The organism is Kosakonia sp. AG348 (assembly GCF_003337365.1).
Classification (GTDB): Bacteria; Pseudomonadota; Gammaproteobacteria; order Enterobacterales; family Enterobacteriaceae; genus Kosakonia.
Window position 1 is genome coordinate 23911 of record NZ_QPJR01000006.1, and the last position, 16780, is coordinate 40690.

A 16780-nucleotide genomic window follows, 5' to 3' on the forward strand; every position below is an offset into this window, starting at 1 on the left:
CCTTTTTTTATTTGTTCCGCTCTTTGGTATGCTGCGCGCCAGTCTGATTATTCCGGGGGTTTATATGACTCAACATCAACGTGTGCGTGAGCAACTTCATCTTCTCGAAGCGCAACTGCGCGAACAGAATCTTTGGCAAACCAACGCGCCAGCGGCAAGCGCCTTTGAAAGCACGCAGCCTTTTTGCATGGATACCCTTGAGCCATTCGAATGGCTGCAGTGGGTGCTTATTCCGCGTATGCACGCTCTGCTGGATAGTCAACAGCCTTTGCCGCAGGCATTCGCCATCGCACCATACTATGAAATTGCCCTTGAGGCGACCCATCCGTCCCGAGAAGTGATGCTGGTGCATTTACAGCAGCTCGATGCGCTGTTCAGCGACGAAAACGCCTGATGCTGGAGATTATTTACCAGGATGAGTGGCTGGTGGCGGTGAATAAACCTTCCGGCTGGCTGGTTCACCGTAGCTGGTTAGATCGCGATGAAAAAGTGGTGGTCATGCAAACGGTGCGTGACCAAATCGGCCAGCACGTTTTTACCGCCCATCGCCTCGACAGGCCCACTTCCGGCGTGTTGTTAATGGGCTTATCCAGCGAGGCCGGTCGCCGCTTAGCACAGCAATTTGAGCAACATCAGATTCAAAAACGCTATCACGCCATTGTGCGTGGCTGGCTGATGGAAGAGGCGTTGCTGGATTATCCGCTGGTCGAAGAGCTGGATAAAGTGGCCGACAAGTTCGCCCGCGCCGATAAAGAGGCGCAGCCAGCCGTAACGCACTATCGCGGGCTGGCAACGTGCGAAATGCCAGTGGCGACGAGCAAATTTCCCACCACGCGCTATGGTCTGGTTGAACTGGAACCGAAAACGGGCCGCAAGCACCAATTGCGTCGCCATCTGGCGCATTTGCGCCATCCGATTATTGGCGACAGTAAACACGGCGATTTGCGGCAAAATCGTAGCGCGGCGGAACACTTTGGCTGCAACCGCTTGATGCTGCATGCCAGCCAGTTAACGCTCACTCACCCTTTTACCGGCGAGCCGTTAACGATCCGCGCCGGGCTGGATGAAACCTGGATGGGCGCGCTGTCGCACTTTGGCTGGCGCGGGCTTCTCCCTGAAAATGAAAGGGTTGAGTTCTTGCCAGTGAGCCGCCAGGATGAGGGCAATCTGGAATCACGCAAGGAGTGATGAGCTATGGCGAAGGTCGGAATTTTTGTTGGCACCATGTACGGCAATTCGCTGCTGGTGGCGGAAGAAGCGCAGGAGATCTTACAGGCGCAGGGCCACAAGGCGACGGTATTTGAAGATCCCGAAGCCAGCGACTGGGAAAACAACAAAGGCAATTACGCGCTGATAGTGACCTCCACGACCGGTCAGGGCGATTTGCCGGAAAGTATTGCGCCACTGTTCCATTATCTGCGCGATACCGTGGGGTATCAGCCCAATCTGCACTATGGCGTGATTGCCCTGGGTGATAGCACATACGCCCATTTCTGCGGCGGGGGTAAGCAGTTTGATGCCCTGCTGCAAGAGCAAGGTGCGCAGCGTATCGGCGAGATGTTGCTGATTGACGCCAGCGAAGACCCGGAACCGGAAACCGTCTCTAATCCGTGGGTTGAGCACTGGGCGACCCTGCTGAAATAAGCTGTCTTCCTCTCCGTAAGCGGGGAGGAAACCTCTCTTTTTGCCGCGTCAAGCGACGCATTTCACACTCTTTAACGCTGCCTCTCTTTTGACCACCTTCGGTCTGCTCCATTTTCATTTCCGTGAAGTACTCCCCATCCGCCTGGGCTAATGCCTTAAAGGGCATAGCCGCGCCCGGCGAATGTTGTGTTGTTGCACGGTGAGAGTTGAAAAGGCGCTCCATATACTTTTTCTCGCCAGTAAAAAAAACGCGGCCCGCCGGGTGTGGCAAACCCGGCAGGAGCAGCAAAAACACAATGACATCATCCTGTCTTCCCCTACAGGTTGCGCCGTACAGGATGAATGGACAAAAGAACATTTATGCTTCGGGAGTACAACCATGAGTACATTTAGCCAGGCGGCGAGCGGCGCTGAAAAGCGTACCAACGCCCGCTACTGGATAGTGGTGATGCTGTTTATCGTCACATCCTTCAACTATGGCGATCGCGCCACGTTGTCGATTGCCGGTTCAGAGATGTCCAAAGCGATAGGCCTGGATCCGGTCGGTATGGGTTATGTTTTCTCCGCGTTTTCCTGGGCTTATGTGATTGGCCAGATACCGGGCGGCTGGTTGCTTGACCGCTTCGGATCAAAACGCGTCTATTTCTGGTCTATCTTCACCTGGTCGCTGTTTACCTTGCTGCAAGGTTTCGTCGATATCTTTAGCGGCTTCGGCATCATCGTTGCGCTCTTCACCCTGCGCTTTATGGTCGGTCTGGCTGAATCGCCTTCCTTCCCGGGCAACAGCCGCATCGTTGCAGCCTGGTTCCCGGCGCAGGAGAGGGGAACGGCGGTGGCGATTTTTAACTCCGCGCAATACTTCGCGACGGTGATCTTCGCGCCGATCATGGGCTGGCTGACGCACGCCGTGGGCTGGTCACATGTGTTCTTCTTTATGGGCGGTCTTGGCATTTTCATCAGCTTCCTGTGGCAGAAAATGATCCACGAGCCGAACCAGCATCCGGGCGTAAACAAAAAAGAGCTGGAGTACATTGCAGAAGGTGGCGCACTGATCAACATGGATCAGGCGAAAAGCGCGCACCATGTTCCATTCTCAGAAAAATGGGGACAGATCAAACAGCTGCTGGGTTCCCGCATGATGATCGGCGTCTATCTGGGCCAGTACTGTATTAACGCCCTGACCTATTTCTTTATCACCTGGTTCCCGGTTTATCTGGTGCAGGCACGCGGCATGTCGATTTTGAAAGCGGGTTTTGTTGCTTCAATCCCGGCGATCTGCGGCTTTGTGGGGGGCGTACTGGGCGGGATTATTTCCGACTGGTTAATGCGCCGTTACGGCTCGCTGAACGTGGCGCGTAAGACGCCAATTGTATTGGGAATGCTGCTCTCCATGAGCATGGTGTTCTGCAACTACACCAACTCCGAAACGCTGATTATTGCTTTCATGGCGCTGGCTTTCTTCGGTAAAGGTATCGGTGCGCTGGGCTGGGCGGTGATGGCAGATACCGCGCCGAAAGAGATCAGCGGCCTGAGCGGCGGTCTGTTCAACATGTTCGGCAATATCTCCGGCATCGTGACGCCGATTGCCATTGGCTACATCGTCGGCACGACCGGCTCGTTTAACGGCGCGCTGATTTATGTCGGTATCCATGCGCTGGTGGCGGTACTCAGTTACCTGGTTCTGGTGGGGGATATCAAGCGTATCGTGCTGAAACCTGTGACAGGACGTGAATGATGAACACACAAGCAAGCCCCATTATCACCGACATGAAGGTCATTCCGGTGGCCGGGCATGACAGCATGCTGATGAACATCGGTGGCGCGCATAACGCTTACTTCACCCGCAACATCGTGGTGCTCACCGACAACGCCGGTAACACTGGCGTCGGTGAAGCGCCGGGCGGCGACGTGATCTACAAAACATTGGTTGACGCCACGCCGATGGTGGTGGGGCAGGAAGTGGCGCGATTGAATAAAGTGGTGCAGCGCGTACACAAAGGCAACCAGGCGGCGGATTTCGACACTTTCGGAAAAGGTGCCTGGACATTTGAGCTGCGCGTGAATGCGGTGGCGGCACTGGAAGCCGCCCTGCTGGATCTGTTAGGCAAAGCGCTGAACGTCCCGGTGTGCGAACTGCTTGGCCCCGGTAAACAGCGCGATGCGGTAACGGTGCTCGGTTATCTGTTTTATGTCGGCGATCGTACCAAAACCGATCTGCCATACCTGGCCGCGACGCCTGGCCGCCATGAGTGGTATCACCTGCGTCATCAGGAAGCGATGAACAGCGATGCGGTCGTGCGCCTGGCAGAAGCGTCGCAGGATCGCTACGGCTTTAAAGATTTCAAACTCAAGGGCGGCGTACTGCCGGGCGAAAAAGAGATCGACACCGTGCGGGCGCTGAAAAAACGCTTCCCGGAGGCGCGCATCACGGTTGATCCCAACGGCGCCTGGCTGCTCGACGAAGCCATCAGCCTGTGCAAAGGCCTTAATGATGTGCTGACCTACGCGGAAGATCCGTGCGGCGCGGAACAGGGCTTTTCCGGGCGTGAAGTGATGGCGGAGTTCCGCCGCGCCACCGGCTTGCCGGTAGCGACCAATATGATTGCCACCAACTGGCGTGAAATGGGCCATGCGGTGATGCTAAACGCGGTGGATATCCCGCTGGCGGATCCGCACTTCTGGACGCTTTCCGGCGCGGTACGCGTGGCGCAACTGTGCGACGACTGGGGATTAACCTGGGGCTGCCACTCCAACAACCATTTCGATATCTCGCTGGCGATGTTCACCCACGTTGGCGCGGCAGCACCGGGAACGCCGACCGCCATCGACACGCACTGGATCTGGCAGGAGGGCGACGCACGCCTGACCAAACAGCCGCTGGAGATCCGCCAGGGAAAAATCGCCGTACCCGATGCGCCAGGCCTTGGTGTAGAGATCGACTGGACGCAAATCGAAAAAGCGCACGCGGCATACAAGACGCTGCCCGGCGGCGCGCGCAATGACGCAGGCCCGATGCAGTACCTCATCCCAGGCTGGACGTTTGACAAAAAACGCCCCGTTTTTGGACGTCATTGATAGACCAAAAGGATTAAAAAAATGAGCACATACAGTTCGACACCCGTTGTCTCCTCCATGCAGGTTATCCCGGTTGCGGGCCTCGACAGCATGTTGATGAACCTGAGCGGCGCGCACGCCCCGTTCTTCACCCGCAATATCGTGGTGATTAAAGACAACGCCGGCCACACCGGTGTGGGGGAAATCCCCGGCGGCGAGAAAATCCGTCAAACGCTGGAAGACGCTATTCCGCTGGTGGTCGGTAAGACGCTGGGTGAGTACAAAAATATCCTCAACACCGTGCGCAATAACTTTGCCGACCGCGACGCCGGTGGCCGTGGCCTGCAAACTTTCGATCTGCGTACTACGATCCACGTGGTGACCGGCATTGAAGCGGCGATGCTTGATCTGCTCGGTCAGCACCTCGGTGTGAACGTCGCTTCCCTGCTTGGCGAGGGCCAGCAGCGCAGCGAAGTAGAGATGCTCGGTTACCTGTTCTTCGTTGGCGACAGCAAAAAAACGCCGCTCCCGTACCAGAGCCAGCCGGATGACAAGTGCGACTGGTATCGCGTGCGTCACGAAGAGGCGATGACGCCGGATCGCGTAGTGCGTCTGGCAGAAGCCGCGTATGAGAAATATGGTTTTAACGATTTCAAACTGAAAGGCGGCGTGCTGGCGGGAATGGAAGAAGCCGAAGCGATTTCCGCGCTGGCAAAACGCTTCCCGCAGGCGCGCGTCACGCTCGATCCGAACGGTGCCTGGTCGCTGGATGAAGCGATAAAAATTGGTAAGCACCTGAAAGGCGTGCTGGCGTACGCGGAAGATCCGTGCGGCGCGGAACAGGGCTTCTCCGGTCGTGAAGTGATGGCGGAGTTCCGCCGCGCGACCGGCCTGCCGACCGCCACCAATATGATTGCCACCGACTGGCGTCAAATGGGCCATACGCTGTCACTGCAATCGGTGGATATCCCGCTGGCTGACCCGCACTTCTGGACCATGCAGGGGTCGGTACGTGTGGCGCAAATGTGCCACGAGTTCGGTCTGACCTGGGGCTCGCACTCGAATAACCACTTTGATATTTCGCTGGCGATGTTCACCCATGTTGCCGCTGCGGCACCGGGCAATATCACCGCTATCGATACGCACTGGATCTGGCAGGAGGGCAACCAGCGCCTGACTAAACAACCGTTCGAAATTAAAGGCGGGATGGTGCAGGTGCCAAACAAACCGGGTCTTGGCGTAGAGCTGGATATGGACCAGGTGATGAAAGCCAACGAGCTGTATCAAAAACATGGCCTCGGCGCGCGTGACGATGCAATGGGAATGCAATACCTGATCCCGAACTGGAAATTTGATAACAAACGTCCGTGCATGGTGCGTTGATGAAATTGCCAGTCCTTGCGGGGGCTGGCATTTCCTCATCTTTGCTGGGTGTATGCTTAAAGCCGTGAATATGCGTAAGGATGGCTTATGAAAATTGTGATCGCACCAGACTCTTACAAAGAAAGTTTAAGTGCCCTGGATGTGGCGACCGCGATTGAGAGCGGTTTTCGTGAAATTTTCCCCACGGCGGAATACGTCAAAATACCGGTGGCGGACGGTGGCGAAGGGACGGTTGAAGCCATGGTCGCCGCTACCGACGGGCGTATCGTTAAGGTTGCGGTAAAAGGCCCGCTCGGCGAGCAGGCTGAAGGGTTCTACGGGATTTCTGGCGACGAGCAATCCGCTTTTATCGAAATGGCCGCCGCCAGCGGGCTGGAAATGGTACCCCCCGCCAAACGCGATCCGCTCATCACCACGTCCTGGGGCACCGGCGAGTTGATTCGCCATGCGCTGGACGCGGGCGTTAAACATATCATCATTGGCATTGGCGGCAGTGCGACCAATGACGGTGGTGCTGGCATGGTGCAGGCGCTGGGCGCAAAGCTGCTGGATGAGAATGGCCAGCAGATTGCGCTGGGTGGTGCGGCGCTGGAAACGCTGGCGCGAATTGATACCGCGCAACTGGATAAACGCCTTGCCGGGTGCCGTATCGAAGTGGCCTGCGATGTGACCAATCCACTCACCGGAAAAGAGGGCGCGTCGGCGGTGTTTGGCCCGCAGAAAGGGGCGACGCCGGAGATGATCGACAGGCTCGATAAAGCCCTCGGGCATTATGCGCGGATCATTGCCCGCGACCTGGATTTGGACGTGCTGCACCTGGCGGGCGGCGGCGCGGCAGGGGGGATGGGTGCCGCGCTGTATGCGTTTTGCGGCGCAGAGTTGCGCCAGGGTATCGAGATTGTCACCGATGCGCTGGCGCTGGATGAGTACGTGATTGGCGCTGACCTGGTGATCACCGGCGAAGGGCGTATCGATAGCCAGACGGTGCACGGCAAAGTGCCGGTGGGCGTGGCGAAAGTGGCGAAGCGCCATAATATTCCGGTTATTGGCATTGCCGGCAGCCTGACCGCCGATGTTGGCGTGGTACACCATCACGGTATCGATGCGGTGTTCAGTGTGATCTACAAGGTCTGTTCGCTGGAAGACGCGCTGGAAAATGCCGGCGAAAATGTCCGCATGACCGCGCGCAACGTGGCGGCAGTGCTGAAAGCAGGGCAGAAGCTGTAACGTAAACCGCCCGGTAGCATGCAGGCTTACCGGGCTTGTATCAGCGCATCCTCACTGGCCTGGCGCTGGTACGCTGAGTGGATAATCAATGCGTTGATTATCCACTTGCGGATACACAACGTGTCCAACCTCAACTCCCGCCAGCGGTTATGCGGCAGGCTACCCCAGCAATTTATGTGCTTCGCGGGTGACGTTATCCATCTCATCGAGCAATTCCAGAAACTCCGGTTCCAGCTCTTCGGCCGCAACGCCACTGCGTAGCTGCTGTTCAATCAGTTGGCAGAGGTTTTTCAGCCGCGGTACGCCGCTGTAACCGCAACTGCCGTGTAACTTATGGATCCCTTCAGATAGCCCTTGCGGCGCTTCGCCAACCAGCTGTTCTTCCACCATATTGCGGATCTCCGGCAGGAACTCGACCAGCATATGCAGCATCTCGCGCGCCAGATCCGATTTCCCGGCAGCCTGGCGCAGCGCCAGTTGCCAGTCGAGCGTGGTGTCGGCGTCAACAACAATGTCCGCCGGTGCTACTGCCTGTTCCGGTGGCATCAGCCAACTGCCGATATCCGGGCCGGGCTTATAACGGCGCAGCAGGCTGCGCAGCTTATCTTCTTCAATGGGCTTTGCCAGATAATCGTTCATCCCGGCGCTGAGCAGTTTCTCTTTTTGTCCGGCCATCGCATGGGCCGTAACGGCGATGACCGGCGTTTGCTGCTGGTGCGGCAACTGGCGAATCAGCTCGCAGGCGCGAATGCCATCCATGTCCGGCATCTGAATATCCATCAGGATCAGATCGAACTGTAGCTGGCGGGCGCGCTCAATGGCCTGTATACCGCTTTCACACAGCTCGACATGCTGCACCTGATCTTCCAGCAACGCGCCGATGAGTTTCAGGTTGGCCGGGTTATCGTCCACCGCCATTACCGTCATCGGCAGTTTTGTGTCATCTACCGGCTGAGCCTGCGTGAGCCGGGTCGCACGGCAATATTCTGTGAGCGCGGGCAGCAGGCGGGTGGTGGTCAGCGGTTTCAGCAGACAGGCCGCCGCGCCATCTTGCTTCAGCTCCTCGGCGTTTACCTGCGCATGGCAAGGCAGCGCTAACAGCAGGTAGTCGGTCATGGCGGCGGCTCGTGCGAGGCGGTCGTGCTGCATGTTGAGCGGCTCACGTACCGTTACCGGAATCGCCATCAGCAGAATGTCGTAATGCGCCTGCGGCAGCGCCGAGAACGACGGGCTGTAAATCACCTCCAGCGGCGTTTCGTGCAACACGTCCAGCGTGCTTTGCGCGGCTGTCGCATTGGGCTCGACATAGGCAAGGCGTTTGCCCGCCAGACAGCCTGTGGCAGGCGCTTCGCTGATGGCATTTGGATTGAGATCGAGATTAATGTGGAACCAGAAGGTGGATCCGCGATTTGGCTGGCTATGGAAGGAGATATCGCCGCCCATTTCATTGACCAGCCTTTGGGTTATCACCAGCCCCAGGCCGGTGCCGCCGTGGCGGCGAGAGATGCTGGCATCGGCCTGACGAAACGCCTGGAACAACCGCGACTGATCGCGCTCGGGGATGCCGATGCCGGTATCGCGGATCTGCATCTCAACCTGCACTTTGTTGTTACTGATGGCGCGCTTCTCAACCACAATGTCGATATTGCCATGTTCGGTGAATTTGATGGCGTTACCGACAAGATTGGTGATCACCTGTTGCAGACGCAGCGGGTCACCAATTACGTTATCCGGCACATCGTTTTTGATATTCAGCGTCAGTTCCAGCCCCTTGTCGTGCGCCGAGTGTGCCAGCAGGATGACGACCTCATCGAGCGTATTACGCAGCGGGAACGGGATGCTTTCCAGAATTAACTTTCCCGCCTCCAGCTTGGAGAAATCCAGCACGTCGTTAATGATCGCCAGCAGGTTGTTCGCCGAACGTTCAATCGTCAGCAGGTGATCGCGCTGCGTGGGGTTAAGCTCAGATTTCAGTGTCAGGCGGGTAAAGCCAATCACGCCGTTCAGTGGCGTGCGCAGCTCATGGGACATATTGGCGAGGAACTCAGATTTGATGCGCGCCGCTTCCTGGGCGCGTTTTTTCGCCAGATCCAACTCGACGTTCTGGATCTCCATCTGCTCCAGCGTTTCACGCAGATCGGAAGTGGACTGGTCAATGTTGTGCTGCATCTCTTCATGGTAGGCCGCCAGCGACATCGCCATTGAGTTGATGCCGTTTTTCAACATATCCAGCTCGCCGAGCATAAAACCTTCCACGCGGCTGTCGAGCTGCCCGCGACGAATGCGGTCAACGGTGTTGACCATATTACGGATCGGGCTGGTTACGTCGCGCATTAAGCGCCAGCCGAAAATCAGCGCAATGCCTATACAGAACAAAATCATCAGGCTGGAGATAAAAATCTCTTTGTACTGCTGCAAACGAACCGATTTGAGATCCAGCTCCAGCGCCACATAGCCGAGCATGTTGCCGGTAATTTTATCCGCTGGTAGTGCCGTGTTGGTTTGCGTAAATCCTTCGGAAAGAATGGGCGTGCGCAGGATCATCACATCGCCGCGCCGGGAGACGCTGAGCCTGCGCGGAAAAGGTTGCCCTTCCGCCAGCCGGAGATTATCGCCATCAAGCTGGAAATTAGAGGAAACGAATACGTTATTCTGCCCATCGTAAATGGAAATTGCCCGCACAATATCGGAATGGCGGCGATGCAAAACGCTCACCAGTTGGCCTATCGCATCTTTGTCCTGCAACGTCATGCTGTATTCGCTCGAGACCGCCAGCGGCTCAATGATGCTGGCACCGGCGTCTTCCAGTTGACGCTGCAAATCGTTATAGCGGTGAACGACAAAGAAGATGCTGAGCAGCACACCGATAAGCACGGTGGGCGCCAGAATCAAGATCATCATGCGTGCGCGCAAGCTGTAGTTGGTCATGGAGTTCCGTTATGGGAGAATTAGGCCATTAATCTGTAAATGAGATAAATCCCTGCAATGGCGCAATTCTACTCTGCAAAACGACGTGTGACGACTAGTCAAAAAGTAACCGTAACCGTAACTGATCTTGATCCCTTTGGGCAGGGGGTTACGCGCCATAACGGGAAAGCGCTGTTCATCCCCGGGCTGTTACCTGGCGAAACGGCGGACATTGTGCTGAAAGAGGAGAAGCGGCAGTTTTCACGCGGTGAGGTGAAACGTCGCCTGAATGATAGCGACGAGCGCGTTACGCCGCTGTGCCCGCATTTTGGCGTCTGTGGTGGTTGCCAGCAGCAGCATGCCAGTATTGCCCTGCAACAGCGCAGCAAAAGTGCGGCGCTGGCGCGTTTGATGAAACGGGACGTCGATGAAGTGATTGCAGGCGAACCCTGGGGCTATCGCCGCCGCGCGCGGCTCAGCCTGAGCTGGCAGCCCAAAATCCAGTGTCTGGAGATGGGGTTTCGTAAAGCGGGCGGTAACGACATTATTAACATCACGCGCTGCCCGGTGTTGGTGCCCCGTCTTGAGGCATTACTGGTGCCGCTGCGTGAATGCCTGAGCGGGTTGCAGGCCGTGCGTCAGCTTGGACATGTTGAGCTGGTGGAAGCCGATAATGGCCCATTAATGGTTTTGCGTCACACTGTTGCATTAAGTGCAACAGACAGAGAAAAACTGGAACAGTTTTCGCATTCTCAGGAACTCTCGCTGTATCTCGCGCCACAAAGCGAGATACTGGAACAGGTTAGCGGAGAATCTCCCTGGTACAGCTCGGACGGGCTACGCTTAACGTTCAGCCCGCGGGACTTTATTCAGGTCAACGATGGTGTTAACCAGCAAATGGTGGCGCGAGCGCTGGAGTGGCTTGATGTGCAGCCCGGCGACCGGGTGCTGGATCTGTTCTGCGGCATGGGCAATTTCACGCTACCGCTGGCGAAACGCGCGGCCAGCGTGGTCGGTGTAGAGGGCGTTGCCGATTTGGTGGCGAAAGCACAGGATAACGCGCAACAGAATGGCTTGCAGAATGTGACATTCTTTCATGAAAATCTGGAGGAAGATGTCACGAAACAGCCCTGGGCAAGCCGTGGATTTGACAAAGTTTTACTCGACCCGGCACGCGCAGGCGCTGCCGGAGTGATGAAACATATTCTAAAATTGTCGCCGGGCAGAGTGGTGTACGTTTCCTGTAACCCCGCCACCCTTGCCCGCGACAGTGAAGCGCTATTGGATGCGGGTTACCAGATCCAGCGGCTGGCGATGCTGGACATGTTCCCGCACACTGGCCACCTGGAATCGATGGTGTTGTTTGTGAATCACAAATGATTAATTTCGGCTTGTCGAGTTCGACAGGCCCGGTCCCTGAAAGGAGAGGACAATGGTTGCGGTACGCAGTGCGCATTTGAACAAAGCGGGTGAATTCGATCCGGCCAAATGGATCGCGAGTCTGGGCATCACCAGTCAGCCGTCGTGTGAACGCTTAACCGAAACCTGGGCATATTGTCTGCGACAAACACAGGGACATCCGAACGCGGAATTACTGTTGTGGCGCGGCGTCGAGATGGTGGAGATCCTCTCCATGCTGAGCATGGATACCGACACACTGCGTGCGGCGCTGCTGTTCCCGCTGGCCGATGCGGAAGTGGTCAGCGAAGAGGTGCTGCGCGAAAGCGTCGGCACGTCGGTGGTCAACCTGATCCATGGCGTACGCGATATGGCGGCTATCCGCCAGCTGAAAGCCACCCACACCGATTCCGTCTCCTCCGAACAAGTCGATAACGTTCGTCGTATGCTGCTGGCGATGGTGGATGATTTCCGCTGCGTAGTTATCAAGCTGGCGGAACGTATCGCTCATCTGCGCGAAGTGAAAGATGCGCCAGAAGATGAGCGCGTACTGGCGGCGAAAGAGTGTACTAATATCTACGCCCCGCTGGCGAACCGGCTGGGCATCGGGCAGCTCAAATGGGAACTGGAAGATTACTGCTTCCGTTATCTGCATCCGGCGGAGTACAAACGCATCGCCAAGCTGCTGCACGAACGCCGTATCGATCGCGAACACTACATCGACGAATTTGTCGGGCATTTGCGTGCCGAAATGAAGACCGAAGGCGTCAAAGCGGAAGTGTATGGCCGCCCGAAACACATCTACAGCATCTGGCGCAAAATGCAGAAAAAACACCTCGCCTTTGATGAGCTGTTTGATGTGCGTGCCGTGCGTATCGTCGCCGAGCGTTTACAGGACTGCTACGCTGCGCTCGGGATTGTACACACCCATTACCGCCATCTGCCGGATGAGTTTGACGACTATGTTGCTAACCCAAAGCCGAATGGTTACCAGTCTATCCACACGGTAGTGCTTGGGCCGGGCGGGAAAACCGTTGAAATCCAGATTCGTACCCGGCAGATGCATGAAGATGCAGAGCTTGGCGTCGCTGCGCACTGGAAGTACAAAGAGGGCACCGCTACCGTTGGCGGCCCGCGTTCGGCGCACGAAGACCGCATTGCATGGCTGCGTAAACTGATCGCCTGGCAGGAAGAGATGGCCGATTCCGGCGAGATGCTCGACGAAGTTCGCAGCCAGGTGTTCGACGACCGTGTGTATGTCTTTACCCCGAAAGGCGATGTGGTGGACTTGCCTGCAGGTTCGACGCCGCTGGATTTTGCTTACCATATTCACAGCGATGTCGGTCACCGTTGCATCGGCGCAAAAATCGGTGGGCGCATCGTACCGTTCACTTATCAATTGCAGATGGGCGATCAGATCGAAATTATCACCCAGAAGCAACCGAACCCAAGCCGCGACTGGCTGAACCCGAACCTGGGCTATGTGACCACCAGCCGTGGGCGCTCGAAGATCCACGCCTGGTTCCGCAAACAGGATCGCGACAAAAATATTCTTGCGGGGCGTCAGATCCTCGACGATGAGCTGGCGCATCTTGGCATCAGCCTGAAAGAGGCGGAAAAATTCCTGCTGCCGCGCTACAACTTTAACGAACTGGACGAGTTGCTGGCGGCGATTGGCGGTGGGGATATCCGTCTCAATCAGATGGTGAATTTCCTGCAGTCGCAGTTCAATAAACCGAGCGCGGAGGAGCAGGACGCCGCCGCGCTGAAGCAGCTGCAACAGAAAACGTATACGCCGCAAAGCCGCAGCAAAGACAATGGCCGCGTCGTTGTCGAAGGCGTAGGCAATCTGATGCACCATATTGCGCGTTGCTGCCAGCCGATCCCGGGTGACGAAATCGTCGGGTTTATTACTCAGGGGCGCGGGATCTCTATTCACCGCGCCGACTGCGATCAGCTGGAAGAGCTGCGTAACGTGGCGCCGGAACGTATCGTTGATGCCGTCTGGGGCGAAAGCTACTCGGCGGGTTACTCGCTGGTGGTGCGCGTCACGGCGAATGACCGTAGCGGTCTGCTGCGCGACATCACCACAATTCTCGCCAATGAGAAGGTGAACGTGCTCGGTGTCGCCAGTCGCAGCGACACCAAAGAACAGCTGGCCACCATCGATATGAATATCGAAATCTACAACCTGCAAGTGCTGGGCCGCGTGCTCGGCAAACTCAACCAGGTGCCGGACGTCATCGACGCTCGCCGCCTGCACGGTGGCTGATTTTCTCTTCATCCGAGCCTCGCCTTGATGGGCGAGGCTCAACACTTATTACCAGGGATTTCTCATGACTCAAATCGATCGTCTGCTCGGGATTATGCAACGACTGCGCGACCCGGAAAACGGCTGCCCGTGGGACAAAGAGCAGACTTACGCCACCATTGCGCCTTACACGCTGGAAGAGACGTACGAAGTGCTGGACGCTATTTCGCGCGAAGATTTTGACGACTTACGCGGTGAGCTCGGTGACCTGCTATTCCAGGTGGTTTTTTATGCGCAGATGGCGCAGGAAGAAGGGCGTTTCGATTTCAACGACATTTGCGCCGCTATCAGCGACAAACTGGAGCGTCGTCACCCACATATTTTCGGTGATGCACATGCGGGAAACAGCACGGAAGTGCTGGCGCGTTGGGAGCAAATTAAAAGCGAAGAGCGTGCAGAAAAATCTCAGCACTCAGCGCTGGACGACATTCCCCACAGCCTGCCTGCGCTGATGCGCGCGCACAAAATCCAGAAACGCTGCTCGACCGTCGGCTTTGACTGGACGTCGCTTGGCCCGGTGCTCGATAAAGTGTACGAAGAGATTGACGAAGTCATGGATGAAGCCAAACAAGCGGTGGTTGATGAAGCGAAACTGGAAGAGGAAGTCGGCGATTTGCTCTTCGCGACCGTCAACCTTTCGCGTCATCTTGGCGTCAAAGCGGAAGTGGCGTTGCAAAAAGCCAACCTGAAATTTGAGCGGCGTTTTCGCGAAGTTGAGCGTATTGTGCGCGAACGCGGTCTGGAAATGACCGGTGTAGATCTGGAAACAATGGAAAATGTCTGGCAACAGGTAAAACGCCAGGAACATGATCTTTAAAGCATTTGTTCCAGTAAGCGCGATTTGTGTGATTTTTTAAATAACAAGCGCTTGATTTGCGTCAAAAACATTTACCCAAAAGTGGCTATTTTCACACTCCTTAAGTTTGTTGAAATGCCTTGAGAATCGCCTCTTCGAGTAATTCGGGTCGCAGCAAGGCGGCAACCGAGCGAATCTTCAGACGCAGCGAAACGCGCCGCGTCTGGGGTGAGTGACAGAAGCCAATGCAGATGCGGCCTGAAGAACAGAGGAGAGGGGCAATGAAAGTTTGTGGCGTAGACCATCATCGGGTATACTGCTTTCCCGTCCTGGTTATTCCATCGTCTTTTAAACCTAACTTCTCAGGTTCAGCATGACAACGAACTATATTTTTGTGACCGGCGGGGTCGTATCCTCTCTGGGTAAAGGCATTGCCGCAGCCTCCCTGGCAGCCATTCTTGAAGCCCGTGGCCTCAACGTCACCATGATGAAATTGGATCCGTACATTAACGTCGATCCAGGGACTATGAGTCCAATCCAGCATGGTGAAGTGTTCGTTACCGAAGACGGCGCTGAAACCGATCTGGATTTGGGTCACTACGAGCGTTTTATCCGCACCAAAATGACCCGTCGCAACAACTTCACCACTGGTCGTATCTACTCCGAGGTTTTGCGTAAAGAGCGTCGTGGCGACTATCTGGGTGCAACCGTACAGGTTATTCCGCACATCACTAACGCGATTAAAGAGCGCATTATTGCCGGTGGCGAAGGCCATGACGTTGCGCTGGTAGAAATCGGCGGTACGGTGGGTGACATCGAATCCCTGCCGTTCCTTGAAGCTATCCGTCAGATGGCGGTAGAAGTGGGCCGCGAGCGCACTCTCTACATGCACCTGACGTTGGTGCCTTATATGGCGGCTTCCGGTGAGGTGAAAACCAAGCCGACGCAGCACTCTGTTAAAGAGCTGCTCTCTATCGGTATTCAGCCAGATATTCTGATTTGCCGTTCCGATCGCGCGGTTCCTGCTAATGAACGCGCAAAAATTGCTTTGTTCTGTAACGTTCCAGAAAAAGCTGTGATTTCTCTGAAAGACGTCGATTCCATTTATAAAATCCCGGGCCTGTTGAAATCCCAGGGGCTGGACGATTATATTTGTAAACGATTCAGCTTGAACTGTCCGGAAGCAAACCTGGCCGAATGGGAACAGGTTATTTACGAAGAAGCGAATCCGTCAGGCGAAGTCACCATTGGTATGGTCGGTAAGTACATTGAACTTCCGGACGCATATAAATCGGTTATTGAAGCACTGAAACACGGTGGTCTGAAAAACCGCGTAACCGTCAACATTAAGCTGATTGACTCGCAGGATGTTGAAACGCGTGGCGTAGAGATCCTGAAAGGTCTTGATGCCATTCTTATCCCTGGCGGCTTCGGCTACCGCGGTGTGGAAGGCAAGATCGCCACCGCACGCTATGCGCGTGAAAACAATATTCCTTACCTGGGTATTTGCCTGGGTATGCAGGTTGCGTTGATTGAATTTGCTCGTAACGTAGTCGGAATGGAGAACGCCAACTCCACGGAATTTGTGCCAGACTGTAAATACCCGGTTGTGGCGCTTATTACCGAATGGCGTGACGAAGACGGCAACGTTGAGCAGCGTTCGGAGAAGAGCGATCTCGGTGGCACCATGCGCCTCGGCGCACAGCAGTGCCAGCTTGGTGATGACAGCCTGGTTCGCCAGCTGTATGGCGCGCCAACCATTATTGAACGCCATCGCCATCGTTACGAAGTCAACAACATGCTGTTGAAACAAATCGAAGCTGCGGGTCTGCGTGTTGCGGGCCGTTCCGGGGATGATCAGTTGGTCGAGATCATCGAAGTGCCGAATCATCCGTGGTTCGTCGCTTGTCAGTTCCACCCGGAATTTACTTCTACGCCGCGTGATGGACATCCGCTGTTTGCCGGTTTTGTGAAAGCCGCCAGCGAGTATCAGAAGCGCCAGGCGAAGTAAAAAAGTTACAACAGCAACGCGTACCATCGGTACGCGTTGTTTGTCTGGA

Annotated in this window: 12 protein-coding genes; 11 read left to right on the forward strand and 1 reads right to left on the reverse strand. The window is 56.0% G+C overall.

The window, feature by feature from the left end:
* Positions 1–64 precede the first annotated feature (64 nt).
* The 7 genes from DFO56_RS15345 to DFO56_RS15375 all read left to right on the forward strand — a co-directional run bounded on the left by DFO56_RS15345 (position 65) and on the right by DFO56_RS15375 (position 7308).
* Positions 65–394 (forward strand): YqcC family protein, encoded by a 330-nt coding sequence (locus DFO56_RS15345; protein WP_045513360.1) that lies wholly within the window; start codon positions 65–67, stop codon positions 392–394.
* The gene (gene truC / locus DFO56_RS15350) at positions 394–1188 is read left to right on the forward strand and encodes a tRNA pseudouridine(65) synthase TruC (protein WP_045513323.1); all 795 of its coding nucleotides are present in this window, start codon (positions 394–396) and stop codon (positions 1186–1188) included. Before DFO56_RS15345 ends, truC begins: the two co-directional genes overlap by 1 nt.
* Positions 1189–1194: 6 nt before the next feature.
* Entirely contained in the window at positions 1195–1644 is a 450-nt protein-coding gene (locus tag DFO56_RS15355) for a flavodoxin (protein ID WP_045513320.1), read from the forward strand.
* Positions 1645–2023: 379 nt separating this feature from the next.
* Positions 2024–3379: an MFS transporter gene (locus DFO56_RS15360; RefSeq protein WP_020456655.1), complete on the forward strand. Its 1356-nt coding sequence runs from the start codon at positions 2024–2026 to the stop codon at positions 3377–3379.
* A complete protein-coding gene (locus DFO56_RS15365; RefSeq protein WP_045513316.1) occupies positions 3379–4719 on the forward strand; it encodes an enolase C-terminal domain-like protein in 1341 nt (446 codons plus the stop codon). Before DFO56_RS15360 ends, DFO56_RS15365 begins: the two co-directional genes overlap by 1 nt.
* A 21-nt stretch (positions 4720–4740) precedes the next feature.
* Positions 4741–6081, forward strand: coding sequence for a glucarate dehydratase (gudD, locus tag DFO56_RS15370; protein WP_045513313.1), 1341 nt, complete (start codon positions 4741–4743; stop codon positions 6079–6081).
* Positions 6082–6168: 87 nt separating this feature from the next.
* Positions 6169–7308: a glycerate kinase gene (locus DFO56_RS15375; protein WP_045513310.1), complete on the forward strand. Its 1140-nt coding sequence runs from the start codon at positions 6169–6171 to the stop codon at positions 7306–7308.
* 159 nt (positions 7309–7467) lie between these two features.
* On the opposite strand, the gene barA is transcribed toward DFO56_RS15375, so the two are convergent.
* On the reverse strand, positions 7468–10236 hold the full coding sequence (gene barA, locus DFO56_RS15380; protein WP_045513308.1) for a two-component sensor histidine kinase BarA: 2769 nt from the start codon (positions 10234–10236) through the stop codon (positions 7468–7470).
* 57 nt (positions 10237–10293) lie between these two features.
* Between barA and rlmD the strand changes: the two genes are divergently transcribed.
* From rlmD to pyrG, 4 genes are all read left to right on the forward strand, one after another.
* Entirely contained in the window at positions 10294–11595 is a 1302-nt protein-coding gene (gene rlmD / locus DFO56_RS15385) for a 23S rRNA (uracil(1939)-C(5))-methyltransferase RlmD (protein ID WP_045513305.1), read from the forward strand.
* A 52-nt stretch (positions 11596–11647) separates the two neighbouring features.
* Positions 11648–13885, forward strand: a complete 2238-nt coding sequence (gene relA, locus DFO56_RS15390; protein WP_017458746.1) for a GTP diphosphokinase — start codon at positions 11648–11650, stop codon at positions 13883–13885.
* 64 nt (positions 13886–13949) lie between these two features.
* Entirely contained in the window at positions 13950–14741 is a 792-nt protein-coding gene (gene mazG / locus DFO56_RS15395) for a nucleoside triphosphate pyrophosphohydrolase (RefSeq protein WP_045513302.1), read from the forward strand.
* Positions 14742–15093: 352 nt separating this feature from the next.
* Positions 15094–16731, forward strand: coding sequence for a glutamine hydrolyzing CTP synthase (pyrG, locus tag DFO56_RS15400; protein ID WP_017458748.1), 1638 nt, complete (start codon positions 15094–15096; stop codon positions 16729–16731).
* Positions 16732–16780: the final 49 nt, after the last annotated feature.